General features: G+C 69.1%; 21 protein-coding genes. 9 read left to right on the top strand and 12 right to left on the bottom strand.

Annotated elements, in window-relative coordinates:
- Positions 1-66: 66 nt before the first annotated feature.
- On the top strand, positions 67-1,701 hold the full coding sequence (locus OV287_RS12155) for a YifB family Mg chelatase-like AAA ATPase (RefSeq protein WP_267534189.1): 1,635 nt from the start codon (positions 67-69) through the stop codon (positions 1,699-1,701).
- Here OV287_RS12155 and OV287_RS12150 read toward each other — a convergent pair.
- Positions 1,649-2,989: an NAD(P)/FAD-dependent oxidoreductase gene (locus OV287_RS12150; RefSeq protein ID WP_267534188.1), complete on the bottom strand. Its 1,341-nt coding sequence runs from the start codon at positions 2,987-2,989 to the stop codon at positions 1,649-1,651. The genes OV287_RS12155 and OV287_RS12150 overlap by 53 nt on opposite strands.
- 100 nt (positions 2,990-3,089) lie before the next feature.
- Here OV287_RS12150 and OV287_RS12145 point away from each other — a divergent pair, with 100 nt between their 5' ends.
- Positions 3,090-3,884: a lysophospholipid acyltransferase family protein gene (locus OV287_RS12145; RefSeq protein WP_267534187.1), complete on the top strand. Its 795-nt coding sequence runs from the start codon at positions 3,090-3,092 to the stop codon at positions 3,882-3,884.
- 193 nt (positions 3,885-4,077) lie between these two features.
- On the top strand, positions 4,078-5,124 hold the full coding sequence (gene recA / locus OV287_RS12140; protein WP_267534186.1) for a recombinase RecA: 1,047 nt from the start codon (positions 4,078-4,080) through the stop codon (positions 5,122-5,124).
- Here recA and OV287_RS12135 read toward each other — a convergent pair.
- The 4 genes from OV287_RS12135 to pssA are packed head-to-tail and all read right to left on the bottom strand — an operon-like array spanning position 5,121 to position 9,367.
- Positions 5,121-5,645 (bottom strand): DUF1285 domain-containing protein, encoded by a 525-nt coding sequence (locus OV287_RS12135; protein WP_267534185.1) that lies wholly within the window; start codon positions 5,643-5,645, stop codon positions 5,121-5,123. The genes recA and OV287_RS12135 overlap by 4 nt on opposite strands.
- A 52-nt stretch (positions 5,646-5,697) precedes the next feature.
- Positions 5,698-7,197, bottom strand: a complete 1,500-nt coding sequence (locus tag OV287_RS12130) for a hypothetical protein (protein ID WP_267534184.1) — start codon at positions 7,195-7,197, stop codon at positions 5,698-5,700.
- Complete coding sequence (locus OV287_RS12125; protein ID WP_267534183.1) at positions 7,194-8,459, bottom strand: competence/damage-inducible protein A; 1,266 nt, start codon at positions 8,457-8,459, stop codon at positions 7,194-7,196. The genes OV287_RS12130 and OV287_RS12125 overlap by 4 nt, the downstream gene beginning before the upstream one ends.
- 59 nt (positions 8,460-8,518) lie before the next feature.
- Positions 8,519-9,367, bottom strand: a complete 849-nt coding sequence (gene pssA, locus OV287_RS12120) for a CDP-diacylglycerol--serine O-phosphatidyltransferase (protein WP_267534182.1) — start codon at positions 9,365-9,367, stop codon at positions 8,519-8,521.
- A 101-nt stretch (positions 9,368-9,468) separates the two neighbouring features.
- Here pssA and OV287_RS12115 point away from each other — a divergent pair, with 101 nt between their 5' ends.
- On the top strand, positions 9,469-10,623 hold the full coding sequence (locus tag OV287_RS12115; protein WP_267534181.1) for an alpha/beta fold hydrolase: 1,155 nt from the start codon (positions 9,469-9,471) through the stop codon (positions 10,621-10,623).
- Here the strand turns inward: OV287_RS12115 and OV287_RS12110 are convergent.
- Positions 10,560-11,885: a right-handed parallel beta-helix repeat-containing protein gene (locus tag OV287_RS12110; RefSeq protein WP_267534180.1), complete on the bottom strand. Its 1,326-nt coding sequence runs from the start codon at positions 11,883-11,885 to the stop codon at positions 10,560-10,562. The two genes, OV287_RS12115 and OV287_RS12110, sit on opposite strands and share 64 nt — an antisense overlap.
- Before the next feature lie 321 nt (positions 11,886-12,206).
- On the opposite strand from OV287_RS12110, the gene OV287_RS12105 reads away from it, so the two are divergent.
- The gene (locus OV287_RS12105) at positions 12,207-12,476 is read left to right on the top strand and encodes an HU family DNA-binding protein (RefSeq protein WP_043394050.1); all 270 of its coding nucleotides are present in this window, start codon (positions 12,207-12,209) and stop codon (positions 12,474-12,476) included.
- Positions 12,477-12,506: 30 nt separating this feature from the next.
- On the opposite strand, the gene OV287_RS12100 is transcribed toward OV287_RS12105, so the two are convergent.
- Positions 12,507-13,541 carry a M23 family metallopeptidase gene (locus tag OV287_RS12100; protein WP_267534179.1) on the bottom strand — a complete coding sequence of 345 codons (1,035 nt, stop codon included), beginning with the start codon at positions 13,539-13,541 and terminating at the stop codon, positions 12,507-12,509.
- Between the two features lie 240 nt (positions 13,542-13,781).
- On the opposite strand from OV287_RS12100, the gene nth reads away from it, so the two are divergent.
- Positions 13,782-14,450, top strand: a complete 669-nt coding sequence (nth, locus tag OV287_RS12095; protein WP_267542332.1) for an endonuclease III — start codon at positions 13,782-13,784, stop codon at positions 14,448-14,450.
- Here nth and def read toward each other — a convergent pair.
- On the bottom strand, positions 14,416-14,937 hold the full coding sequence (gene def / locus OV287_RS12090) for a peptide deformylase (protein WP_267534178.1): 522 nt from the start codon (positions 14,935-14,937) through the stop codon (positions 14,416-14,418). The genes nth and def overlap by 35 nt on opposite strands.
- Positions 14,938-15,245: 308 nt before the next feature.
- Between def and OV287_RS12085 the strand changes: the two genes are divergently transcribed.
- A complete protein-coding gene (locus OV287_RS12085; protein WP_267534177.1) occupies positions 15,246-15,989 on the top strand; it encodes a hypothetical protein in 744 nt (247 codons plus the stop codon).
- 27 nt (positions 15,990-16,016) lie between these two features.
- Here the strand turns inward: OV287_RS12085 and OV287_RS12080 are convergent, their stop codons facing one another.
- From OV287_RS12080 to OV287_RS12065, 4 genes are all read right to left on the bottom strand, one after another.
- Entirely contained in the window at positions 16,017-20,672 is a 4,656-nt protein-coding gene (locus OV287_RS12080; RefSeq protein ID WP_267534176.1) for a hypothetical protein, read from the bottom strand.
- Between the two features lie 17 nt (positions 20,673-20,689).
- The gene (gene priA / locus OV287_RS12075) at positions 20,690-22,933 is read right to left on the bottom strand and encodes a replication restart helicase PriA (RefSeq protein WP_267534175.1); all 2,244 of its coding nucleotides are present in this window, start codon (positions 22,931-22,933) and stop codon (positions 20,690-20,692) included.
- Positions 22,934-23,057: 124 nt separating this feature from the next.
- A complete protein-coding gene (locus OV287_RS12070) occupies positions 23,058-24,161 on the bottom strand; it encodes a protein NO VEIN domain-containing protein (RefSeq protein ID WP_267534174.1) in 1,104 nt (367 codons plus the stop codon).
- Positions 24,162-24,343: 182 nt separating this feature from the next.
- Positions 24,344-24,667, bottom strand: a complete 324-nt coding sequence (locus tag OV287_RS12065) for a hypothetical protein (RefSeq protein ID WP_267534173.1) — start codon at positions 24,665-24,667, stop codon at positions 24,344-24,346.
- A 360-nt stretch (positions 24,668-25,027) separates the two neighbouring features.
- Here OV287_RS12065 and OV287_RS12060 point away from each other — a divergent pair, with 360 nt between their 5' ends.
- Both OV287_RS12060 and OV287_RS12055 read left to right on the top strand, forming a co-directional pair.
- Positions 25,028-25,663 (top strand): hypothetical protein, encoded by a 636-nt coding sequence (locus OV287_RS12060; RefSeq protein ID WP_267534172.1) that lies wholly within the window; start codon positions 25,028-25,030, stop codon positions 25,661-25,663.
- Complete coding sequence (locus OV287_RS12055; protein WP_267534171.1) at positions 25,660-26,244, top strand: head protein; 585 nt, start codon at positions 25,660-25,662, stop codon at positions 26,242-26,244. Before OV287_RS12060 ends, OV287_RS12055 begins: the two co-directional genes overlap by 4 nt.
- The last annotated feature ends 3 nt before the right edge of the window (positions 26,245-26,247 follow it).

Raw genomic sequence — 26,247 nt, 5'->3', positions numbered from 1 at the left:
CTTCCTCGAAAGAACGCCGGTACGCGCATTGCTCCTGCCTGGTGAGAACCATTTGGAGGGCAGAACATGCTGGCGCGGGTGAGGTCGGGCGCGTTGATGGGAATCGACGCGGTGGTGGTGGAGTGCGAGGTGGATATGGCGCTGGGATTGCCCTACTTCAACGTGGTGGGGCTCCCAGAGGGGGCGGTGCGCGAGTCCAAGGTGCGCGTCATCTCCGCGCTGAAGAACTGTGGCTTCGAGCTGCCTTCCAAGCGCATCACCGTGAACCTGGCCCCGGCGGATATCCGCAAGGAAGGCGCGGCCTTCGAGCTGCCCATCGCGCTGGGGGTGCTGGCGGCGGCGAAGCTGATGGAGGAGGAGCCCCTGTCGCGCTACCTCTTCGGCGGGGAGCTGTCGCTGGACGGGGGCGTGAAGCCCATCAAGGGCGTGCTGCCCCTGGCGGTGGCGGCGCGGGACGAGGGCTACCAGGGAGTGATGGTGCCCGCGGCGAACGCGGCCGAGGCGGCGCTGGTGGCGGGCATCCACGTGCTGGCCGTCCATCACCTGCGCGAGGCGGTGGACCACCTCACCGGGGAGAAGCCCCTGGCCCCCTTCACCCGCGAGGAAGGCGCCCCTGCCCTCTCGCGCGGGCGCCTGGCCCCGCTGGACATGTCCGACGTCCGGGGTCAGGCGGACATCAAGACGGCCATGGAGCTGGCCGCAGCGGGTGGCCACAACATCATGCTGTGCGGTCCTCCGGGCTCGGGCAAGACGATGCTGGCCCGGAGGCTGCCCGGCATCCTCCCCGCGATGACGTTCGACGAGGCCTTGGAGGTGACGAAGATCTACTCCGTGCTCGGACTGCTGGGAGACGAGCAGACCCTGATGCGCGAGCGGCCCTTCCGCGCACCCCACCACACCATCTCCGACGCGGGGCTCGTGGGCGGCGGCCCAGCAACGAGACCCGGCGAGCTGTCCCTGGCACACCACGGAGTGCTCTTCCTCGACGAGCTGCCCGAGTTCCGCAAGAACGTGCTGGAGGTGCTGCGACAGCCACTGGAGGAGGGCACCATCCATCTGGCGCGTGCGACCCAGCACGTGACCTACCCCTGCCGGGTGATGCTGGTGGCGGCGATGAACCCGTGCCAGTGCGGCTACTTCAACGTCCCCGGACGCAAATGCACGTGCCTGGAGAACCGCGTCCACGACTACCACGCGCGGGTGAGTGGGCCGCTGCTAGACCGCATCGACATCACCCTGCAGACGCGCCCCGTGGAGTACCACCACATCGCCCGGAACGAAGGGGAAGAGCCAACGAGCGCCCACTACCGTGAGCGAGTGGAGGCCGCCCGCGAGCGGCAGCGGTTCCGATTCCGCGACGCCCCTGGGGTGTACTGCAACGCGCAGATGCCGACGCAGCTGCTGCACCGCTACTGCAAACTGTCTTCGAAGGCTGGCACGCAGCTGGAGAGGGCCATGGAGCAGTACGGCCTGTCCGCGCGCGCCCATGACCGCATCCTCAAGCTGGCGCGGACCCGGGCGGACCTGGAAGGGCGCGAGCACATCGCGGATGCGGACGTGCGCCTGGCCATTGATTGCCGGCAGATCGACCGGCGAAGCTGGCTGCACACCAATACCCTCGGAGGCCCGCCGCCCTGGCAGGGGGCCGTCAACCCACCGCCGCGTCCCCAACGGGACTCTCAGCCCCCGGATGACTTCTGAGTGAGCCCTCCCCTGCTCTTCCCGGCCGCACCAACTCGGGCAAGGGGCCGGTGATGAGGCGGGCCGAGCGCTTGAAGGCAATGAACGAGTACGCCCAGTTGATGAGCACGGCCAGCTTGCTGCGGAATCCGATGAGGAAGAGCACGTGGATGCCCAGCCAGGCCAGCCATGCGCTGAAGCCCGAGGACTCGAAGCGCCGGAAGGCCACTCCCACCGCCTTGCCACGCCCGATGACCGCGTAGGTGCCGCGGTCCCAGTAACGGAAGGCCTCCATCGGCTTGCCTTGCAGTTGAAGGCGGAGGTTGCGCGCGGCCTGCTTGCCCTGCTGCATGGCCGCGGGCGCCACCCCCGGAATGGGTTCGCCATCCTGGATGAAGTGCGCCAGATCGCCGATGACGAAGACATCCTGACGGCCAGGAAGCGTGAGCTCGGGCGCCACCTTCACACGGCCCGCTCGGTCCAGTTCCACGCCCAGCGAGCGAGCCACCGGAGAGGCCGCCACTCCCGCGGCCCAGATGATGCTCCGCGCCCGAATGTGCTCCTCACCAATGTACACGCCCGTCTCGTCGATGTGGGTGACCCGCGTGTCTGTGCGGACCTCCACTCCCAGCTTCTCCAACGAGCGGCGGGCCTTCTCCGAGAGGTGTTCCGGATAGACGGGCAGCACGCGCGGCAACCCCTCCAACAGGAGGATCCGAGCCTGCGAGGGGTCGATGTTGTGGAAGTCCCTCGTCAACGTGTGACGGGAGATCTCCGCGAGCGCCCCGGCCATCTCCACCCCCGTCGGCCCCGCGCCGATGATGACGAAGGTGAGCAGCTCGCGGCGGCGCACCGGGTCGGTCTCACGCTCGGCCATCTCGAAGGCCAGCAGCACCCGGCGGCGGACCTCCAGCGCGTCGTCCACCGTCTTCAGTCCCAGGGCATGCTTCGCCCACTCGTCATGGCCGAAGTAGGAGTGCGTCGCTCCCGTGGCGATGATGAGGAAATCGTAGGTCAGCTCACCGTCCGCCAGCAGGACACGCTTGCCCGCCACGTCCACGCCCGTCACCTCGGCGAGCAGCACCGTCACCTCCCTGCCCAACAGGCCACGGATCGGCGAGGCGATCTCTCCCGGGCTCAGCGTGGCCGTGGCCACCTGGTACAGCAACGGCTGGAAGAGATGGTGGTTCTGCCGGTCCACTACGGTGACTCGCACCGGAGCGTTGCGCAGCGAACGCGCCGCGTACAGGCCGCCAAAACCACCACCGAGGATGACCACGTGGGGAAGCGTCTCGCGTGAGCCTGTCATGTTCAGGAAGTTCCTCCCAGCGGGGGGAAGTTCAAGGCAATCAACGTCCCCTTGTCTACCCCGTACCCGGCGGCGGTTGGGCGAGCTAGAAGACCGGGTGATGAAGCTCCTGTCACCCCTCATCGCACTCTTCCAGGCCGTCTTCCTCACGTTGTGGCTGGTGTTCTGGATTACCGTGTCCGGGCTGGCGGCCATCCTCACCCTCAACGGAGAGGTGCCGCTCATGATGGCGCGGCGCTTCTGGGCTCCCATTCACTGGCGCATCACCGGCTCGCCCCTGCTCGTCGAGCCCCTGCCTGACGTGGACTGGAGCAAGCCCCACATCTTCTTGATGAATCACCAGTCCGCCTTCGACATCCCCGTGGCGTTCGCGGTGATTCCCGTGAACATCCGCTTCATCGCCAAGCACGCGCTCAAGTGGATTCCCTTCCTCGGCTGGTACATGGCGGGAACGGGGATGATCTTCCTCAACCGCTCCAACCGACGAGAGGCCATGCGCAGCCTCAAGCTGGCGGGCGAGCGCATCCGCGCCGGATCCAACATCCTCGCCTTCCCCGAGGGCACTCGCTCGCTGGACGGGCGCATCCTCCCCTTCAAGAAGGGCTCCTTCGTGCTGGCCGTGGAGGCAGGCGTGCCCATCATCCCCATCGCCATCGAGGGCACGCGAGGAATGCTCCCCCGAGGCAGCGTCCGACTGCAGCGCCACCCCATCCGGGTGAAGATGGGCCAACCCATCGCCACCGTGGGGCGCAAGGGGCCCCAGCGCGAGGTCCTCATGAACGAGGTGCGCGACATCATCATCCAGCTCCACCGCGACATCGGCGGCGAAGGCGGCGTGCCCCTGGACTCTCTCCCGGCTGGAAGCGACGAGAGCCTCTCCGAGACTCCTGCCTGAACCGCCCTCCCCTCGTCCGTGAGTCACATGGCTCCGCCGTGCGAGACGCCTCGCGCGGAATGAGACGCCCGCGCACCACTCGCTCCGAGTGAGCCGGGTGCGGCACGGCTGTTGCTCATGCTCCCCGCGGCACGCCCGGGCCATTCCGGCTCCGAGGCGAAGCCCCACTCATCAAGGGCGGCGAGGAGCGACGATGAACAAGCTGACGGAGAAGCTGAAGGCAGTGGCGGCGGCGGTGGCGGCGATCGAGAAGCAGTTCGGCAAGGGCGCGGTGATGCCCCTGGGCGGAGAGGTGCGCGAGCAGCGGGTGGCTGTCATCCCCACGGGCTCGGTGGGGCTGGACCGGGCGCTCGGGGTGGGCGGCTACCCGCGCGGACGCGTGGTGGAGCTGTTCGGCAACGAGTCCTCGGGCAAGACGACGCTCACCCTGCACGCCATCGCGCAGGTGCAGGCGCAGGGCGGCGTGGCGGCCTTCATCGACGCGGAGCACGCGCTGGACGTCAACTACGCGCGCAAGCTGGGCGTGCGCGTGGAGGAGCTGCTCATCTCCCAGCCGGACACCGGTGAGCAGGCGCTGGAGATCACCGAGCAGCTCGTGCGCTCGGGGGCGGTGGACCTCATCGTGGTGGACTCGGTGGCGGCGCTGGTGCCGCGCGCGGAGATCGAGGGTGAGATGGGAGACGCGCACATGGGCGTGCAGGCGCGGCTGATGAGCCAGGCGCTGCGCAAGCTGACGGGCGCGGTGAGCCGCTCGGGGTGCTGCATCATCTTCATCAATCAGATCCGCATGAAGATCGGCGTGGTGTTCGGCAACCCGGAGACGACCACGGGCGGCAACGCGCTGAAGTTCTACTCCTCGGTGCGCATGGAGATCCGCCGCACGAGCAATCTCAAGGACGGGGAGAGCGTGGTGGGGACGCGGGCGAAGGTGAAGGTGGTGAAGAACAAGGTGGCCCCGCCCTTCCAGGAGACCGAGTTCGATCTGCTGTACGGCGTGGGCATCAACCGCCCGGGCGAGGTGCTCGACCTGGGAGTGCAGGCGGGGCTGGTGGACAAGTCCGGCAGCCACTTCAGCCTGCGCGGGGAGCGCATCGGCCAGGGCCGGGAGCGGGCCTCGGAGTGGCTGCGCGAGCACCCGGAGGCCCTGGAGGCGCTCGCCCGTGAGGTGGTGGGGATGACCCTGCCCGGCCCCGTTCCGAATCCGGCGGCCGAGCTGGAGGCCCCAGCCGCGATGGCCTAGGCGCCCAAGGCTTCGAGCGCCACAGGCACCGCGAGACGGCGCTGGCCAGCGCGCAGGTACAGGTGGCCACCCTCGTCTTGTTCCATCAGCTCACCGAGTTGGTACTGGGCATCCCGGGAGAAGCGCGCCTTCGCCCGGCCGCCCTTCACCCGGCAAGTGAGGACGCCCTCGGAGTCCACGGCGAGAGTGACTGGGTCGAGCGCCTCGGCGGTCCGGTCACTCAGGCGCACGGACACCCTCTCGTCCGGCGTGACGTCCACGGTGCGCACCTCGTAGGCGGCGTCCTCCACCTGGACGTAGCACCAGTCCTGGCCAATCTGGAGTTGGTAGCGGCCTTGCTCGTCCAGCACCAACGAGGTGTTGAAGAGCTCGATGATGCGCGGGTGCTGGATGGGCTCGTCGTCATGCCACCAGCGCAGCCGTGCATCGAGCCGAATGCCGCTGTCCTCGCGGGTGTGCCAGCGCTTACCGGGAGGCGGCGGTCCCGAGGGGGGAGTGGGTCCTGAGGGCGGTTGTGTCACATCCCGTTATCTGCTCGCCCAAGGGCGGCTGGTCAAGCCAACGTGCCCAGCCCTACCAGTTCCGGACAAGCTCGGTGTAGCCGCGGAAGGCCACCGCGCCCCAGAAGTTCACCAGCACCCCGAGCGTCACCGCGGCCAACACCGCGCGCTGGCGCAAGGACCAGCCACCGATGGCGAAGAGGAGCAGCAGGTAGGGCGTGTAGTCGAGGCTGAACCGGAAGCCGAACTGCATGTACCCGGTGTTCTGGTAGAAGAGCCCGGGCAGCGCCGTCACCGCCACGGTGAGCCACAGCGGCCAGTGCAGACGCGGCCTCAGCTTCGGCACCACCAGGAAGACGAGCAGCGGCAGCGTCAGCAGCAGCGTCAGGCCGTGCGGGTCGTACCCCAACCGCAGCGGGTTGAACGAGACCTTCGGCAGCTTGAGGAAGGCCGCCTCCAGGTTGCGCGACAGGTACGACAGGTCGAACAGGCCCCAGCGGTCAATGTCCACGTTGACGCGGTTGTTGTAGAGGAATGCGTGGCCGAACTCGCTCGGGCTGCCGAAGCGGTAGAGGTTGTAGGCCGCCGCCAGCAGCGCGAGCGGCGCGGCCCCAAGGGCGAACAGCCCCAGCTTGCGCAGCGCGGGCTTCCAGTGGGCGCCCAGCGCCTTGAGCTGTCCGAGCCGGTCCGGACCAGGACACAGCGCCTCCAACACGAAGAAGAGCCCGGCAAACAGCAGCGGCGTGCGGGTGAGCGTGGCCATGGAGAAGAAGAGGCCCGCGAGCACCGGGCGGTGTGCCCGCACCGCGTTGCGCACGTAGAGGCACGTGAAGGCCACGCCCATCACTTCCGCGCTGAACCACACCTCACCCCGGATGGCCGCGTAGAAGAAGAGCGTGCCGAAGGCCAGCACCAGCGCCAGGCCCACGTTCTCCGTGCGCTCTCGCCCCGTCTCCCCCTCCTTCGCGAGGAAGCGCAGCAGCGAATAGAAGAGCGCCACCGCCAGCGCCCCGACGATGACCCCAAATGAGGTGTCGTTGAACTGGTAGCCGTGCAGCGCCACGAAGGGCAGCATCACCACCGCGGGGAACGACGGGAAGCTCACGAACCAGCGATCCCCCGGCCTCACCCGCCCCTCGCACCGCACCTTCTTCCCCTCCACCTCGCGCACGCACGCCCAGTCCTCCAGGTTGGGCAGCACCTCGGGGTCCAGGTCCAGCCGCCCCTCCAGCCACGCCTTCGCCTGGTACACGAAGTGCGGCGCCTCGCTCTGCCGCAGGAAGCGCTGCGAGCTGAAGCTGGCCAGCACCGCGAAGCTCACCAGGAAGAGCACCACCTCCACCCGGTACGCCGCGAGCCAGATCCTCAGCGCGGCTCCCACCACCCCGCCTCGCCCCCCTGTGGACCCGGAGGACTCCACGGGCCGCTCCGACGCCCCCGGGACAACGGGACGCTCGGGAGCGGGAGACTCGGGTGGGGCCGTCCGAGACTCGCTGGCCGACGCGGGAGATGACTCGGACACGTGAGCCTGGACGGGGGACTGCTTGGGATGCTTGGACTTGGAGCGGCTCATGGGGCGGAAGGCGGGGTCAACAGGCGCTCACGCAGCAGCTCGAGCGCGTAGGAGGCGGCGAACAGACGCACAAGGTCCCGATCGCCAGAGATGGAGAAACGCTCGCAACGGGTGGGGGCTCCCTCCGCGGCGAGCGCACAGTAGACAGTGCCCACGGGGTCCTCGGCGGTCCCTCCCGTTGGGCCCGCGAAGCCCGTCACGGACAGGCCGTAGGTCGTCTCGCAGGCCGCGCGAATGCCCTCGGCCATGGCTATCGCCACCGGACTCGATACCGCGCCATGACGGGCCAGCAGCTCGGCCGGCACCCCGGCCCAGGCCGTCTTCATCTTCTCGGTGTAGACGACCGCGCCGCCCAGCAGAAAGCTGCTCGCACCGGGCACCCCGGTGAGCTGCGCCGCGATGAGGCCCCCAGTACAGCTCTCGGCGAGCGCCAGCGTGGCCCTCGCCTCCGTCAGCAGTTTCGCCAGCACGATGGGATAGGAGTCCCCGTCCGAGCCGTATACCGCCAGGCCCAGCTCCCGGCGCGCGGCGGTCTCAGCAGCGGCCAGGGCAGCCTCGGCCTCGGCCTGGGAGGGGGCCTCCGCCATCAACTTGAGCTGGTTCTCCGGCGCGTGCGTGCGGAAGCCGAACACCACCCTCGGGTGCGCCGCAGCCAGCGGGGCCACACGCGTGTCGAGCACGGACTCGGGGATACCCACCGTGCGCAGCAGGCGGAAGGCCCGGTACGTGCGCTCCGGCCGTTTCTCCAGCTCCTCGCGCACCCGAGGCAACACTGCGCCGTCCACCAGCGCCCGGTACTCGCGCGGCACGCCCGGCAGGAAGAAGAGCCGGCTCCCCCCCACCCGGACGATGAACAGGGGCGCGGACCCCACCGGGTTGGGCACTACCTCCGAGCCCTCGGGCACAAGCGCCATGCGCGCCACGTTGGGCGTCAGCTCCCGGCCCCGCTTCTCGGCGCGCTCGCGGAGGAAGCGGAGCGTCCCGGGGTCCTCCACGAGCGGCACACCCGCGGCCACCGCGGCACACTCGGCGGTGAAGTCATCCGCGGTGGGGCCCAGCCCCCCCGAGACGATGACCACGTCCGAGCGGCTCGCGGCCTCTCGCAAGGCCCGGGTGATGTCCTCACGAACGTCCCCTACCAGCACCACCCGCGTCACCTTGATGCCCAGCTCGAAGAGCCGCGCCTCCAGGTACGGACTGTTGGTATCGGGGGTCAGTCCGGTGACGAGCTCGTCACCGGTGCACAGCAGCTCGACGCGCATGGGCGGCGCATCCTAGCCGCACGCGCCGCCTCCGGCACGTGCCACGAGACGCGCGCGGCTTACGCTACCTTCTGCTCGTCCTCGTCCTCGTCGTCCAGCTCGTCGTCCTCCGCCTCCTCCTCGAGGACGGTCGCGACGCCCGCGCCCGTCCGCACCTTCCGGGCCACGAGGCGGTTGCGCACCAGGAAGGCGGACTCCACCAGACCGAAGGCCAGGTAGGCGAACGAGTAGGCCACCAGCACATAGGCCGGGTGGAAGCGGGTGCCGATGACCACGCCACTGGCGAGCACCAGCAGGAGAATGAACGCCGAACGGCGGGACAGGCGCAGGTCCTTGAAGGTCCGGTACCGGACGGTGGACACCATCAGCAGCGCGAGCAGGGTCGCCGCCACCGCCACAGGACCCCGAACCGAACCCTCGAGCACCTCACCGCCCGTGGCAGCGTGGTGGGCGATGATCATCGAGACGAGCACGCCGGCGGCCAGCGGGATGGGCAGACCGACGAAGAAGCTCCCGCCACCGCCCTGGGGGCTGCGCATGGCGATCACGTTGAACCGCGCGAGCCGCAGCGCGCCGCAGGCGGCGAAGGCGAAGGAGAGGAAGAGGCCCAGGAAACCCAGGGGCTCGAGTGCCCACTTGTAGACCAGGAGGCCAGGTGCGGCGCCGAACGAGATGACATCCGCCAGGCTGTCCAGCTGCATCCCGAAGTCGCTCTGGGTCTTCGTCAGGCGGGCGACACGGCCGTCGAACCCGTCGAAGAACATGGCGAAGAGGATGGACAGGGCCGCCTGGTTGAACTGCGCCGGGCCCGGCTGCCCCGCACAGAGGATCATGGCGTAGAAGCCACAGAGGATGGAGGAGACCGTGAACAGGTTGGGCAGGACGAACATCAACTTGTGGGGTCTCATCGTTCTCCTGACTCCAGGTGTCGGCCACTGGCTGTTCCAGTGAAAGCCGAGGGGAAACGGAGCATATCAGGGTTTTATTTGCCCGGTCTTCGGGAGGGTTGATGGACGCGGTGCGTTGGACCCTGTGGATATTGCTCGCGGTGCTTGCCCTGTTGGGTGTGAATGGTCTGTGGGTGCTCGCCGTGCGCCGGTGGTACCGCCTGCACACGGCCGAGCCCGAGCTCCTGAAGGTCCGCTGTCAGGATGGTTGGGAGCTGACCGTGCACGTGCGGCGCGCCGCGAACCGGCGCTTCGAGGAGCCGGTGCTGCTGTGCCACGGGCTCGCCGCCAACCGGTGCACCTTCGACTTCGAGCCGCCCTACTCCCTGGCCCACGCCCTGTCCGAGGCCGGCTTCGACTGCTTCAGCGTGGAGTGGCGCGGCATTGGCCACTCGCGTCTCCCACCCCGGGGCCGCCGCTGGCCCGACGTCACAGTGGATGACCTGGTCACCCAGGACGGGCCCGCGCTCATCGAACAGGCACTCGCCCAGACAGGAGCCCGGCGCGCCTTCTGGGTCGGCCACTCGCTGGGAGGACTGGTGGGCTACGCCGTGGCGCAGGGCCCCGCGGGGCCAAAGCTCGCGGGACTGCTCGCGCTGGGCTCGCCGGTCTTCTTCCCGGCGGATCCTCTCATCCGCCGGCTCATCTATGTGGGCAGCAAGGCGGCCTGGCCGCGCGGCTTCCGCAACGAGTGGATCAGCCGCACGCTGGCGCCCTTCCTCGGCTATGTCACCCTGCCCCTGTCCGACGTCATCATCAACCCGAAGCACATCCTCCCGCCCACCCAGCGCAAGGTCTACGCGAACATGATGGCGTCGATGAGCCGCAACGTGCTGCGGCAGTTCCAGGATTGGATCGACCACGACGCCTTCCGCTCCTTTGATGGAAGCGTGGACTGGCGCGCGGGGCTGGCACGGCTCTCGATGCCGGTGATGGTGATGGGCGGGAGCCTGGATCGGCTGGCCTCGCCGAAGAACCTGCGCGCGCAGTACGAGCTGGTCGGCTCGCCGGACAAGCACCTCCACGTCTTCGGCTGCGAGCGCGGCGACAAGATGGACTACGGGCATGGAGATCTGCTCTTCGGCACGGGCGCCCCGCTCGAGGTCCACCCGGAGATCCGCGGCTGGCTGGCCGCCCACGCCACGCCCCTGCGTCAGGGAGAGGGACTTGTCACGACACAGGCCAGCCCGGGCCCCGTTGCCGTCCCCACGCCCTGACCCGTCACGCGACTCAGCGTCACCCCCGTCGCGCCCTGACAGTCCGCCTTCACGAGCCCCGCGGCGTTGTCCCGCGCCGTGAGCGCGTCCACCCGCAGCACCCCGTCCTCCAGGGCGACCAGCGCGGGCCCGCCCGAGCCGCGCACCTCCAGGCCCACCGCCGTCACCTGGCCCAGCGTCTCCGCCCAGACCCCGGCCTCCCGGCAGGCCTCCAGGGATACCTCGCGCAGCACCACCTGGGAGCCCTGCGCCGCCAGCACGCCCACGCCCGCGACCTCGCGCACCAGGAGGCCCTCCACTTCCACCTGGGCATCGCGCAAGTGCAGCCCATCCCCTGCGTCTCCGTCGCGCGTCTTCAGGCCGGTGATGACCGCCCGCTCCAGCTGGAGCCGCCCGCGCGAGACCGAGACGCCATACTCCTCGCCCCCCTCCACTCGGAGGCCGCGCAGCACCGTCTCCGAAGCCAACAGCGACACTCCACCGAAGCCGCCACTGTCCAGCACCACCGTGTCCTCCAGCTCCACCTGGGAGCCGACGAGCGCAAGGCCCGCCCGGAGCGCTCGCACAGAGGTGAAGCCCCGCCCCTCCAGCGTGGCCTTCATGGACTGGAGGCCATACTCGTGCCCGGTGACGGTGACGTCCTCGAGCCGCAGCGTGCCCCTCTGGACGAAGAGCCCGGCCTCACTCCCTCCCTCCACCGACACGTGCCGCAGCCGCACCCGTCCTGCCTCCTGGTAGAGCGCCGTCACGAGCCCTCGGAAGCGCACGGACTCCAGCTCCACCTCCGCGTCCCGAGCCTCCACCCCCTTCTTGAAGGCGCCAGTGAACGTGGCCTCACGCACCTCCGCTCGCGAGCCCCCCACCAGCAGCACCCCCACCGCCCCCTTGCCCTCCGCCTCGAACGCCAGGTCCTTCAAGAGGACTCCGCCAGGCGCCCGGATCACCGGCTCCGCCCCCTCCCCGTACAGCACCGAGCCCTCACCCGCCCCCACCAGCTCCAACCCGGCGGGCAGGACGAAGGGTCCCCGGTAGCGCCCCGGCGCCAGGTGCACCCGGACAGGAGGTCCCCCTTCCTGCACCCGTGCCAGCGCCTCGGACAGGGAGGCGAAGGGCCGTGTCCGCGAACCGTCTCCCGCCTCGCTCCTCGTCCCGTCCACCCACACCTCAGCCCGCCCGGCTGGCTCGCCGGTGGGGATCATCCCGGAGGATGCACAGCAGGGCACAAACGTCAGGCAGGCGATCATCAGCAGGCAGCGGAGCATTCGATCGCACACACTATTACCTGCCAGCCTTCCATGCCCATCTGGATCAGCGGAAGCCTCGCAAATGATCGAAATGACAAAGAAAAACCTGCTCAATCGATCACATCCATCCCCCACGCGACACCAGGGCCTCACGGCGCTCGGGCCCGAGCAGCGGAGCAGGCTTCTCCTCTCTAGAGGAGCCAGGCGATCCGTCAAATTCCTCGCGAACCGCGCGCAGGCCGATCTACCGGCCTCGCAACGGTTGTCAGCATTGACAGACAAAAGAGCGATTTGTTACCAACCTCGGACTTTCGAATTCGCTGACGGAGGAGAGCGCGGATGACCAAGGCAGAGCTCGTGGAGGCGGTGGCGGCGCAGTCGCGGCTGACGAAGAAGTCGGCGGCGGAGATTCTCGACATCGTCTTCGCCAACATCGGCAAGGCGGTGAAGAAGGACCAGCGCTTCAGCTACCCCGGCTTCGGCACCTGGTCGGTCCGCTCTCGCAAGGCGCGGAAGATCCGCAACCCGCAGACCAACGAGATGATGAAGCTCAAGGCCTCGAAGACGATCGGCTTCCGGCCCGCCAAAGAGCTGAAGAACTCGCTGTAGTCCGCAGGCGCTCGCGAGCGCGCTCCGACCTCACCGGGGGCGTCGTCCGATGGGACGGCGCCCCTCTCGTTTGGAGGCCTCAGCCGACGTCTCCCGCTGCACGAAGGAGGGCTCCTCGCCAGACTCGGTGGGGCCCAGCTCGTCGAGCGGATCACACGGCCGGCCATTACGCCACAGCTCGAAGTGCAGATGCACCCCGGTGGCCAGGCCCGTCCTGCCGGCCGCGCCCACCACATCCCCTTCCTCGACCACCTCTCCAGGCGTCACCAGCACGCGCGACAGGTGGCTGTAGCGGGTGGTGATGTCCCCGTCGTGCTCGACGACCACCTGGTTGCCATGGGCGCCGTTCCACCCGGCGCGCACCACCACCCCTCGCGCCGCTGCCGTGACAAGCTGGCCCCGCTTCGCCGCGAGATCCAGGCCCAGGTGGTCCCGCTCCTCGCCAGTGATGGGATGCACCCGGCTGCCGAAGACGCTGGTGATGACGACCGGGTCCACCGGCCAGGCGAACTGAATGGGCTTCTTCGAGGGCTTGAGTTGCAGCATGCGCAGCTCGGCCATGCGCACCGCGAGCTGATCCATCCGGGCGAGCACCGCATCGGCCAGGTCGGCGGGCATATCCCCGTAGGCGCGCGCGTCCTCCTCCAGCTCGGCCTCCAGCGTCACCCGGGCTCGCACCACATCCAGCGAGGACGTCTTGCGCGCGGACTGCGCCAGGAAGGCGTCCAGGGTGGTGTTCATCTCCCGCCAGTTGAGCACCTGCTCGTCCGGCATGGCACTGCCCCGCTGCACCTGTGACCGCGCGGCTCGCGCCTGCGTAGCGAAGGTGGCCAGGGCCGCTCGGAGCTCCTCGGAGATCGGCGCATCCACCAGCGGCGCACTCTGCCTCCTCGCCCGCTGCGACTTGCCGGAATTTCCACCCGGGGACGCAGCGGCAGCCCCCGCGTCCACCCGTGATGGCGCGGGCTTGGACGCGTACAGCTCGTCGAAGCTCATCTTCTGCCGTGCGCGAGGAGAGGCACACGCCGACAGGATGAGCAGCATGAGGGCGGCAAGACGACGCAAAGCGCTGACCAGTCTACCAACCTCCCGGGATTCGGCCAGCCAACGCCCGGCGGAGGTGTCGCGACCCCTCGTCGAGTGCGTCAGGACAGCTCCCTGTGTGTCACCCGGCGGACGGAACGGAGCCCGGCCTCCGAGGTTCCATGCAAGAGGGAAATCAGGTGACATGTCCTGAGAGGTAGTGGAAACCCCTTTACGTCGGAGGTCGGTTTGTCATACAGAGTCCCTGTGTCGCGCGAGTCGATGGAGTCGAGGCGGAAGCGGGCAGTGGACGTGCTGGACCGGCTGGAGGAGTCCATGCCGGACGTGCGCATCGAGCTGAACTATCGCAACCCCATGGAGCTGCTGGTGGCGGTCATCCTCTCCGCCCAGTGCACGGACAAGCGGGTGAACATGGTCACCCCCGCCCTCTTCCAACGTTTCCCGGATCCGTACTCGTACGCCCGGGCGAGCCCGGAGCAGCTGGAGCCGTTCATCCAGACCTGCGGCCTGTACCGCGCCAAGGCGAAGAACATCGTCGCCGCAGCGCGGGCGCTGGTGGACGAGCATGGGGGCGAGGTGCCGTGCTCACGGGCCTCACTCGAGGAGCTGCCAGGTGTAGGCCGCAAGACGGCGGGCGTGGTGTGCATCCATCTGGGCGGCGACGATGCCTTCCCCGTGGACACCCACGTGAAGCGGCTGGCTCACAGGCTGGGCTTCTCCCGCCACGAGGACCCGGACAAGGTGGAGCTGGACATGCAGGCGCTGCTGCCGCCGGAGCGGTGGGCCAAGGGCCACCAGCTCCTGGTCTGGCACGGGCGGAGGACCTGCTTCGCGCGGGCGCCCGAGTGCGAGCGCTGCCACGTGGCGGACCTCTGCCCCAAGAAGGGCGTGCGGACTAGACCGACGGCCGGTCCTCGCGCGAGGCCTTGACGCGCTTCATCCGCTTGCGGATGAGCTCCCGCTTGAGCGTGGAGACGTGGTCCACGAAGACGGTGCCATTGAGGTGGTCCGTCTCGTGCTGCACCGCGATGGCCAGCAGCCCGTCGCACGTCAGCGTCTGCTCCTGGCCCTCGGGGTCCAGGAACTTCACCGTCACCACCGCGGCGCGGTCCACGTCCTCGGCCTCGCCGGGGATGGACAGGCAGCCCTCGGTGTAGGTCATCTTCCCCTCCAGCGCGATGAGCTCCGGGTTGATCATCGCCAGCGGCTGGGACTCGGGCTGGCGCGGCCGGGTGTCCAGGACGATGACGCGCTGCAGGACGCCCACCTGCGGCGCGGCGAGCCCCACGCCATCGGCGGCGTACATGGTCTCGAACATGTCCTTGACCAGGGTACGGATGGAGTCGTCCACCCGAGCCACGGGCCTGGCTTTCTGCTTCAGGATGGGATCGGGCCAGATGAGGATTTCGCGAACCATGGCGCCCCTCTTAACTCCGCGGGAGAGGACGGGCAACCAACCCGGGCAGCCCGTCCGCCTGCTCTGTCACCCGGCGGCAGTACCCCACGCGCCCCCCTCTGCTCCGACTCCTGCGAGGGAGCTCATCCATCGACTGCCGGACAACGCGTTCTTTTCTTCTCCACTCTGAGTTCAATTTTTCAGTACCGTGGCTCTGTTGGGGAAGCGCGACACGAAAGCGCCACCGGGTCACTTTCCACCGAGCCAGGGGAAAGGCACACTGGCGTCAGTCTGTATTCCCCGGTAGACCGGTTCAGGAGGGATTAGCCGTGCTCCGGAAAATCACCCTGCTGTCGACCTTGTTGCTCTGCGCTTGCGAGCCCTACGCGTCGCCCGCGCCGAACATCGTCTCCATCGAGCCCGAGGAGGTGGTGAGCGGCGAGGCGGCGACCATCGTGGTCACGCTGGATGCCCCTCTCCCGGTGAAGGTGGACTACGGCCAGCAAACGGCGACTCTGGTGACGCCGACCCTGCTCATCGGCGAGCAGGAAGTGACCATCACCCGCGTGGAACAGGATGGGACCCTGCTGGCCAACGTGCCCGGGAGCCTGTCGGCCGGACCGCAGGATGTCCGGCTGGAGCTGGGGGACGGAAGCGGCTCGGTCAGCGAGCATGGCCTCACGGTGCTCCCGCTCCCCCCGGAGCTCGAGTCCCGGACCGTGGACGGCGGCCCGGAGAACCCTCAGCCAGAAGAACCAGGCCAGGGTGGTGGCAAGGACAAGGAGCCGCTCGTCACCGGCCTGCGTATCGATCGCATCTCGGAGCAGGTCCGCGGCGTCCCCTTCACCATCACCCTGCGGGCCGAGGGACCGGAGGCGGCGCTCTTCGAGGGACAGGTGCAGCTCTCCGCCAACAAGGGGCGCGTCGAGCCGAACCTGAGCAACCCCTTCAGCAAGGGCGTGCGGCAGGAGCAGGTCGTCATCTACAAGCAGGGCGGCAACGTGGTGCTCACCGTGCGCGTCGGGCGCCACATCGTCGCCCAGTCCAATCCCTTCAAGGTCTCGGCCAGGTAGGGCGGACCGGCGGCACGCGGCCGCCCCTCAGTCCAGCAGGCTGCGGGCATACTCCTCGCGCAGCCGGTCATCCGCGAGCGCCCGCGCCGCCTCGGCCAGGGCCGTGGAGATCTGCTGGGCACGGTGCTGGAGCGCAGGATCCGGGTGCCCCGCGAAACGCAGCGGGTGGAACTCGGTGGTGAGCAGCGCGTAGGCGCGCTTCACCTCCTCGCCACCAGCGGAGCGCGAGAGCCCGAGCACGGTGAAGTAGTCCGCCTCTTGGATCTCCTCGAACTTGGACTCGAGCCGGCGCACGTCCAGCTCCCCTGGAGCCTCCTGCTCGGAGCCGGAGGCCGTGGCAGCGGGACGCAGGGTGATGAGGCCCAAGGCCCGGGCCACGGCGAGCACCTTGAGCGCCGTGTCCTGCGGCATGCCCGCCCCCAGCAACAGCTGATCGAGCGTCTGCTCGCCGTCGATCTCCTCGAGGAGCCGCAGCTCACGCGAAGAGAGTCCGAAGGACTCCGGTGAAGGCTCGGGCTCGCCACGGACAACCACGGCGCGCAGCCCTCCGGCGGCCTCCACGAAGGACTCGCTGGAGACACCGTTGCGCAGGGACTCGGCCAGCAGGTGCAGCAGAGGCCGGGTGGAGGCGGCGAGGGCCACCTCGTGCGGAGGCGGCTCCTCGGTGAGTCGGTACAGAGAGGAGGACTCCGAGAGCGCGTCCAGAGCCACCTGCTCGGTGTAGCGCTGCACGAGCGGGACAAATTCGTTCTCGCGCAGGTAGCCGCGGCTGCGCATGGCGTCGAGGAGCGCCCCCGTGGAGGCGCTGCGCACCAGCCGCAGCTCATTCTCCTGGCGCGCATCGATGAGCCCATCCGCCCGGGCCCGGTCGACGAGCGACTCGTCCGGGGCGGAGGAGACCGCGCCCACCAGCGCCCCATCCTTCAACCAGAGGATGCGCAAGGCCCCGGCCACCTTGAGCTCGAGCCGGACCTGGGCACGCGCCTCCTGGAGACGGGTGACGAGCCGCGCGAGCCCCTCCTGGTTGACGCTCCCGGAGCGGGGGATGTCCACCTCGAACCGGCCAGGCACCTGGATGGAGACGATTGCCGCCCGAGCCCGGGCCGCCAGCTCCTCGGCCTCGGCACGGGCCTTCGCGAGGGCCGCCTCCGTCTCCGCGCGCACCCTGGAGACAGTCTGCTCGGCCTCGCGCAAGGCCTTCTCCTCGGCCTCGCGGCGGGCCTGCTCGGACCGGGCGAGGCGCTCGACCGTCTCCGCCTGCGCCTGCGCCCTCGTCGCCTCGAGCCGCTCCACCTCCTGGGCGAGGAACTCGCGCTCCTCCCGCTCCTGGACCAGCGCCTGCGTCAGCCGCTCTGCCTCAGCATGTGCCTCGCGGACCTGCGACGCATGCAGCGCCGCCTTCTCCTCGAGGTGGGCCAGGCGCGACGCCAGCTCGGCGCGCACGCGGGATAGCTCCTCGCGCGCCTGGGACGCCGTGCCGGAACGCGCCTCCGCCTCGGCGCGCGCCTGCTCCGCGGCCTCGACACGCTCCTCCGCCTCGGTCCGAGCCAGCTTCTCCTCCGCGGCCCTGGCCTGCGCGGCAGCACGCGCCTTCTCCGCGCGCTCGAAACGGGCCTCCAGCTCGATGCGCAGCCGCTCCGCCGTCGTGGCCCGCGTCTCCGCGTCCACCCGCGCACGCTCCAGCTCCTCGGCGTAGCCGTCCGACGTGCTCCGCTCCTTCTCCGCACGCGCGACGCGGGCCTCCAGCTCGACACGCAGCCGCTCTGACGTCTCCGCGCGAGTCTCCGCCGCGGCACGGGCGCGCTCCTGCTCCTCGGCACGCGCGAGCGCCTCGGTACGCTCCTGCTCCGCCTTGACGGCACGCGCCTCCGCCCGAGCACGGGCCTTCTCCATCGCCTCGACGCTCAGCTCCGCCTTGGCCCGGGCACGCCCCTCCGCCTCGGCTCGCGCTTCCGCCTCGGAGCTCGCCTGCTCCGCTGTCTCGGCGCGAGACTCCGCCTCGGTGCGAGCCTTCATCTCCGACTGCACGCGCGCATCCGCGCTCGAGCGCGCTCGGGCCTCCACCTCGGCCCTCGCCTTCTTCTCGGCGTTGACCCGGGCCTCGGCATCGGCCAGGGCCTTCTCCACGGCGGCGAGGCGCTCCTCGGCCTCCACCCGAGCCTGGGACTCGGCCTGCAGACGGGACTCGGCCTGGGTGCGCACCTGGCGCTCCGCCTCGGCTCCCGCCTCCGCTTCCGCCCGAGCCTTCGCCTCCTTCTCGGCGCGCGCCGTCACTTCCTTGCGCGCCTTCGCCTCCCCATGCGCCCGCCCTTCCCACTGCTCGCGGGACTTCGTCTCCTCCCGGGCCCGAGCCTCCACCTCCGTCCGCGCGGCCTTCTCCGCCTCGAGCCGCGCTTCCGCCCGAGCGCGCGCCTCCGTCTCGGACGCGGCACGCTGCTCCTGCGCCTCGGCCTTTGCCCGCCACTCCGAGAGCTGCTGCTCGAGCGCCTCGACCTGCTTGCTCAGTTGGGAGAGCTGCTCCTCACGCCGCGGCTGCAGCCGGGCCTCGCGCTCACGTACCTCAGCCGCCTCGGCCTCCAGCTCCTGGCGCCGCCGAGCCTCGTCCGTTCGCGCCTGCTCGAGCTCCGCCGCTCGCGCCCGCGACGCCTCCAGCTGCCGCTCCACCTCGAGCCGCAGCGAGGCCTCCTGTCCCCGCACCTCCGTCAGCGCCGTAAGCTGGGTCCGCTGGGCCTCGGCCTCGCGCCGCAGCGACTCCTCCCGAGCCAACGCCTCCTGCTTCAGCCGCTCCACCTCGGAGCGCAGCGAAGTCTCGCTCTCGCGCGCCGTCTCCAGCTCACGCCGCAGCGACTCCAGCCGCTCCCGGGCCTCTCCGGCCTCGCGCCGAAGCGCCTCCTCCTGGGCGTTCGGCACCTCCACCTGCGTCGGCGGCGAGGCACGGAGCTGTGCCACCTGCTCCTCCAGCTCCGCAATCCTGCTCTCCGCCTCGCGCCGGCGCGCCACCACACCATCCCGCTCGGTCAGCACCTGGGAGATCCGGCGCTCCGCCCGCATCAGGCGCACTTCCAGGACCGCCACCGCGTCATCCGCCGACAGCGCAGCCACATCCGACGCATCCGCGGCCCCTGGCACGGGCCTCAACGGGAACTTCGCCGTGGTCTCGAGCGCCTTCTTCGACGCGGATCTGTCTCCCTCCCCGTCCTCCCGCTCCCCCTCCGGTTCCGGCCCAGCCTTCACTGGCTCCGCGTCCGAGGACTCGGCCTTCAAGGGCGCGGCCTTCACCGACTCGACTTCCACCGGCGCGGCCTTCACCGGCTCGCCGCGAGGCGCCCCGGCGGGCTCCGCCGAGTCGAACCAGTCCGAGCCCACACTCTCCTGGTGCGGCTCCTCCCACCCTTCCGGCGCGTCGCCCTCGGGCAGCGGCGCATCGGCCGGCACGGGCTCCAGGTCCGAGCCATCCAGTTGCCGCGCGGACGTGGGCTCCGTCTCCTCCCGTGGGAGGGCCGGAATGGGCGCGATCGGGGTCGGCTCCACGTCGAAGAAGCCTTCGTCCCCGAGCTGCGGCACCCCCTTCTTGGGCGGTTCAACGAGAGGCGTCGCCCCCGTCCCTCCCGACGACGCCCGCTCGCGCGCCAGCGCCGCTTCAATCTCCTGCTGCGCGAGGTGCTCGGCCTCCGCGCGAGCCTCCGCCTCGACATCGACCACCTTCACCGCGGGCAGCGGAGGCAGCGAAGCCAGGGGCGCAACCGGCTCCGGAGCCATCCCCGCCACGGACCCCAGCTCGACGGGAGTCGGGGCCGTGATGAGGGGAATCGCCATCCCCATCGCGGGAGTCCGCGCGAAGAGCCCCGCCGGAGACGACTCGGGCAACGAGGCGTCCTCCTGCTTCAGCCGGCGCCGGGCGGAGGCCTCACGGCGCACCTCCTCCTCCATGCGCCGCATCTCGCTCTCCTCAGGGCCAGCGGGCGCCTGCAGCGGAACCTGGACCGAGCCGGTCACCGCCTGCTCCGTCGCGCCAAAGAGCGACTCCGCCTCGACACCCGGGTCCAGCTCGGCCACCGCTGGAGCCTTCGGACTCGGAGCCTCCACCCCAGACGCGGGCACCGAAACGGTGGACACCACCGCCTGCTCCGTCTGCGAGAAGAGTGCCTCGGCATCGAGCGAGGACTGGGCCCGCCGAGGCTCGTCCACCTTCGGCAGGTCATCGAAGAGCGCGTGCTCCAGCGCGGCGTTGCGGCCTGGCGCGGAGGACTTGTGGACGAGTCCCGGCGGACCGGACGGCACGGGGGCCGGCGCCACCACCTCCACCTCGTCCTTCACCGCGAACCAGGCCTCCGGGCCCGCGGGCGAAGCGATGACCGTGGCCACCTGCTCCACGAAACCCGAGCCATCCAGGGGCAGTGGCACCATCGGAGCGGCGCTGCCGGGAACGGACTCGCCGAGCAGCAGCACGCGGGCGAGCCGCATGTCCGGGTGCAGGCCGAGCTCATCCAGCACGAGGTGGCCGCGTCCCCCCTCCATGCCTGGTGCGAGAATCATCAGCACGGGCAGGTGGTGGCCAAAGGCAATGAGGGCATCCGCCACGGAGGTAGCGAGAATGACCTCATAGCCCTCGCGCGCGAGCAGGCGGCGCACGGTGGCGATGGTGGCAATGTCGTCGTGGACGAGGAGGACCGATTCGGCCATTGGAATCGCGGGCGAGTCTACAGCATGGCTGCCGGATCCACGTCGATCGTGACACGCACGGAGGAGGGAATGTCGACCAGCTTCGCCTCCAGGCGAGCGAGCAGCGGGGCGAGGGCCGCGTGGGTGGGGGCCTTCAGGAGCAGCTGCCACCGGGTACGGCCCCGAATCCGGGAAATGGGCGCCACGGCGGGCCCCAGCAGGCGCACGCCCCAGGAGGCCGGGGGCATCTGGCGGGAAATGAAGTCCCCGAGCTGCCGGGCCACGCTGGCCGTCTGCTCGGCGCTCTCCCCCTCGAGCCGCACCGCCGCCATACGGGTGTAGGGCGGCCAGGCGAGCACCTTGCGCCGCTCCAGCTCTCGCTGGGCGAAGCCGTCGAAGTCATGGACGAGCATGCGCTTCACCGGGTCCGCCTCCGGGTTGTACGTCTGCACGAGCACCCGCCCCGGGTCCTTTCCGCGCCCGGCCCGGCCCGCCACCTGGGTGAGGAGGTGGAAGGTGCGCTCGGCGGCGCGGAAGTCCGGAATGGCCAGTGAGGTGTCCGCCATCACCACGCACACCAGTGTCACCCCGGGAAAGTCGTGCCCCTTGGCCACCATCTGCGTGCCCACTAGCACGTCGATCTCCCGGCGGGCGAAGGAGGCCAGCAGCTCGGTGAGGCGCTCGGCGCTGGTGGCCGAGTCCCGGTCCAACCGGGCCACGCGGGCCTGGGGAATCCGCTCGGCAACCTCGGCCTCCACGCGCTCGGTGCCGACGCCCAACTTGAGCAGGGGCCCGGTGCACTCATGGCAGTGCTCGGGCACGGAGTGGGCCACGCCACAGTAGTGGCACACCACCCGGTTCTGCGAGCGGTGGTAGGTGAGGCACACGTCGCACTCGGTGCACTTCACCGAGGTGCCGCACACCTCACAGATGAGGAAGGTGCTGTGACCGCGGCGGTTGAGGAAGAGGATGACCTGCTGGCCCTTCGCGATGGTCTCCGCCATGGCGTCGAGCAGCGGCGGCGAGAGGATGGGCGACTCCTCTTGCACGAGCGGCTCGCGGGGGCGCTCCTGGCGCAGGTCCACCAGCGCGATGGTGGGCATGGGCCGGTCATCCACGCGATTCTTGAGCTCCAGCTTGCGGTAGCGCCCGCGGCGGGTGTTTTCCAGCGTCTCCAGCGAGGGCGTGGCCGAGCCGAGCACCACCACGGCCCCCGCCTGCTTGGCGCGCACCACGGCCAGGTCGCGCGCCTGGTAGCGCAGCTTGTCCTCCTGCTTGAAGGACGGATCGTGCTCCTCGTCCACCACGACGAGCCCGAGGTTCTCCACGGGAGCGAACACCGCCGAGCGCACCCCCACGGCGATGCGCACCGTGCCCTTGCGCAGGGCCTGCCAGTGGAAGAGCCGCTCGCGGTCCTTGAGGGCCGAGTGCAGCACGGCCACCTCCGCGCCAAAGCGGCTGCGGAAGCGGCCCACGAGCTGCGGCGTGAGGGCGATCTCGGGCACCAGCACGAGGCTGCCCTTGCCCCGCTCGAGCGTGCGCTCCACGGCGCGTAGATACACCTCGGTCTTGCCGCTGCCGGTGACGCCATGGAGGAGGAAGGGCTGGAAGCCGCCGGTATCCACGGCCGCGTGGAGCTCTTTCACCGCGGCATCCTGCTCAGGGGTGAGCAGCTCAGGACGGCCCTGGGCGAGCCCCTCCTTTACGCCGGGGGCGATGACCTCCTCGTCAATGCGGACGAAGCCCCGCTCCACCAGCTTGCGCAGCGTCTCGCGCGCACCGGGGATGGCGTGGGCCACCTCTTCGATAGGGGCCCGGCCCCCCACCGCGAGGAGATAGGCCAGCGCGGCGGACTGGGCGGGAGCACGACGGAGGACCGCAGGCGCCTCGGGGACGAGCGCCACGGCGAACTCCTGCACGTCCGGCTTCGCCTCCTTCTCCACCTCGGCCTTGGTGAGCCCGGGAGGCAGCGCGCTCTTGATGACCTCGCCGAGTGGATAGCGGTAGTGCTCGGCGGCGAAACGCAGGAGTGCGATGAGGTCCGGCGGGAGGGAGGGCGAGTCCTCCAGCACCTTCATGATGGGCTTGAGCTTGACGCTCTCAGCCTCGGGAGGAGGCGTGGCGGGCCCGAGGAAGAAGCCGAGCGACATGCTGCGGCCGAAGGGCACGAGGATGCGCTGACCCGGCGATAGCCTCCCAGAGAGACCATCGGGGACGACATAAGTGAACTCGCCCCGGACGGGACGGCCGACTGCGACGGAGGCGAGGTTCGAGGGGCTCACGGCGACCAGGGAACCACTGTAGCGGCGCTCCCTGACACCGGTAGTTTCTGGCCGGAGAGAGCACAGTGGGCGCACGGGTGCGCTGTCCGGGACCGCACTGCGGGTGCTGGAGGCCGCAGCGCTGCTACGGAAGTCCGTAGGAGAACGAGATCGGCGCCAGTGTGCCGGCGTCGACATCCCAGGGCCAGTACACCCTCGCCTCTCCTCCCTCGGCGATCACCTCCCCCTCCACCTCACGAACCTGCATGGAGTGGAGGACGTACAAGGCCATCTTGCTCTTGTTGCACCTTGCGAACTCAACCTCGCTGCTGGTCAGCAGGACACGAGCGCCGCCCGACTGGGTGCCCTTCACCTCGATGAAGACCTCGCGCTCCACGTCCTTCCCATGAAGATCAAAGGACTCCTTGCGCGAGACATCCTCAATCCTCGTGAAGCCCGCTCTTTGGAAATGCTCCCGAGCCCGCCGCATGGCCTCAAGCTCAACGGCCTTGCGAATCCGTGGGTCGGAAGAGAACCCCTGTCCCTCGGACCTGATGTCCTCGGCCGCCCATGGTACCTCCATGGAATCAGCCTCCAGTTCCACGGAAGCAGAGGTGTTGGCTCCCTGAACCCATGCGGTCCAGCTCGCGGGGGCTCCTCGCAAGGCCTCCTCGGGAGAGCCCGCACTCCTTCGTGAGTGCAGCCATGCGACCGGGACCTGATCCGGGCCAAGGATACGAAGCTGACAGCGGTAGTTGGCGACGCGCTGCCCCTTCTCCTCGAAGTGGCTTTGCGACAGCTCCGTCAGCTCACAGAGCCCCGTGAAGGTGACCCAACCACTCTCGTACTTCATGAAGTGGAGAATCGGTGGCAGCTCGTCCCGCCTGCCCTCATTGACGGCATCCCAGAGTTTCTTGAGCGTGCGGTTGCCAGGAAAGTCGGTGAAGTGCTTCTCCGGATGCAGCTTCGCGTCACCCCAATAGGTGACCGTCTTGTGCTCCGGATCGAAGTTGTCATCCCAGGGGTTGTAGCTACCGCCCGTGGATGACTTCTTCGTCACCAGAATCAAGAAGGCGGGGAGGTCCGTAAACGGCCGCCGGGAGAGATACCGAAGCGGTCGAATCCCCGGAGCGTTCGCCATCCCGCTGCTCGGAAGATTGATCCACCGCATGAACTGGTCCTCGGGGTCCTTTGGGGCTCCCTTGTCGCGGTAGCGATGCCCCGGTCTGAAGAATTCGTCCCTGGCCATGTTCCTGGTGGAAATCGGGCCTGACCTTAGCCCGACCCGCCAGTGCCGCAAACCCACGTAGGACCTACTGCGTCCTCACGGGCTGTCCCATGCCTGAAAACGCCGACGCGGCGAGCCAGGCTCCGAAGAGCCCAACCCGCCGCGCCCGAAGCGACCCGCGCACGGGCCGCACTTTCACTTCGTCATGCCCTCAGCGGCTTCACGTTCTGCGGGCACTCCCAATAGGTGTACTCGCACGTGGACGCCGAAGGATCGCACGGCACCCGCATCACCGTGACGAGCTCGCACGGGTGCTTCGGCTCGTCGAGCACTGGGCTCGCTGGCACCTCGACCGGCGAGAGCGGCTCGGTGGCATGGCCATCGAAAAGCTGGCCGGCCTGCCGCGACACGCCTCCTCGCGGCTGCTCCTCCTTCGTCTCTTGCGCCGGAACCTCCGGCAGGCACACCACCGGCAACACCGACGCCGTCCCCAACACCGCCCCCAACACGCACAGCTTCGTTCGCATGAAACCCCCTTGCCGACTGACACCCTCCTTCACGCCCATGGCGCGTCGGTTCCGGTTCAGCGGCAAGGACGCAAACTACTCGATGGGTCTGACATACCCTCCGGCATTCGACACCGGAGAGCCGCCCCCTCCCACGGGCCAGATGGGACCCACAATCCCTGTACTTCCAGACACTTATGAACCAACCCCAAGAGGGCGGGCTCACATCACCCCACTCCAGTGGTCATGTCCTTCGTCGGCTGGCTGACGGTGAGCCGCGTTGAACGCCCGGCCATGGAGAGCATGCACTGGACACGCGCCCGGCTCCCGCGCCACTCGTGACATGGTGGGCCCACAGCCAGGACACAAAGTGCACCGCGCATGACCCTCCGCCCAACTCCGAGAAAACTCGTTGCCGCAGCCCTCAGCGTGCTGCTCGTCTCATGTAGCGCCACTCGCTACACCACGCCTACCAGCGCGGAAGAGCTCGCCGGACTGGTGCTCATCCTCAACGAGCTGCCTGACGGCCAGATGACCCACTCCTGGCAACGTGCCGAGGATTTCGATCTTGCTCGCTACAGGCCTCAATCGAGCAACCACAGCCCTTACGGGCGCATCGTCCTCGTTGCGGCCCGGCCACGCGATTGCGACCAGGAACTGCAGGACTGCTACCAGGATTGCATGCGTCGGCCTTTGGCCCCGGGTTACGGACACGTCAAGACCCCGCGCAAGGGAGGTGGAAAGTCAGAGTATTGCCGCGACGCGTGCTGGCAGGCCTATCAGGACTGCGTAGAACTGCAGAAACTCCAGCCCCAAGAATTCACGGCCGTGGACAGCGCCATCGATTGGTTGAAGCGCAACCACAAGATGATCCTGGTGGGCAGCGCCGTCATGATCGCTGGGGTAGTTTTCGTCGTGGTGTCTGCCGGTGCGGGCGTCGTCGTCCTCGCTCCCATCGCACTTGTGGCCTCGCCAGCCATCCCCTCCGAGCCCTACATCGTGGGGGTATTGCCATGAACAAGCGCCTTCTCACCACGGAGGTGATGGACCTTCTCGCGCGGATTCGCGCCAATACTCCATCCGCAGAAGAACAAGCGCTCCTCGAGACCGCCATCAACGCGATTCTCTTCATCACTTCGACGGGCCAGCGGTACGCCTTCGCGGACTTTCTCAAGTACCTCGAGTCCAACGCCCCACCGCCCGTGGTGGCCTCGTTCAAGACACGCCAGGAGGCGGAATCCTGGCTGAACAGCCACCCGGAACCACCCGATTCGACGCTCGTGCTGATTGCGGACCAGTACCACACCGTCGCGTACATCCGCGAAATGAACCACCGTCGCCTGCTCCCCCTCGCCGTGCTCGAAGCCCATCTCGGCAGGCTCAAGCGCGAAGGTCTCCCTCCAGCCGCAGCCTCTTTCAATACACGCGAGGAGGCAGAGGAATGGTTCATGAATCAGTCCGCGCCGCCTGAGCAGACCTTCATCAAGATCGCGGGTAACGACTACCTCGCGGTGTACCATCGCAACGTCAACCACCGCGCGATCTACCCGTTCTCGATTGCCCTGGATGAAGAGGAGCAGGAAGAGGACAACTCCTGAGCC

It is taken from the genome of Archangium lansingense (assembly GCF_026626635.1).
GTDB classification, from domain to species: Bacteria; Myxococcota; Myxococcia; order Myxococcales; family Myxococcaceae; genus Archangium; species Archangium lansingense.
Note: the sequence above shows the minus strand (reverse complement) of the source record. Positions and strands in the feature narration are given on the sequence as shown.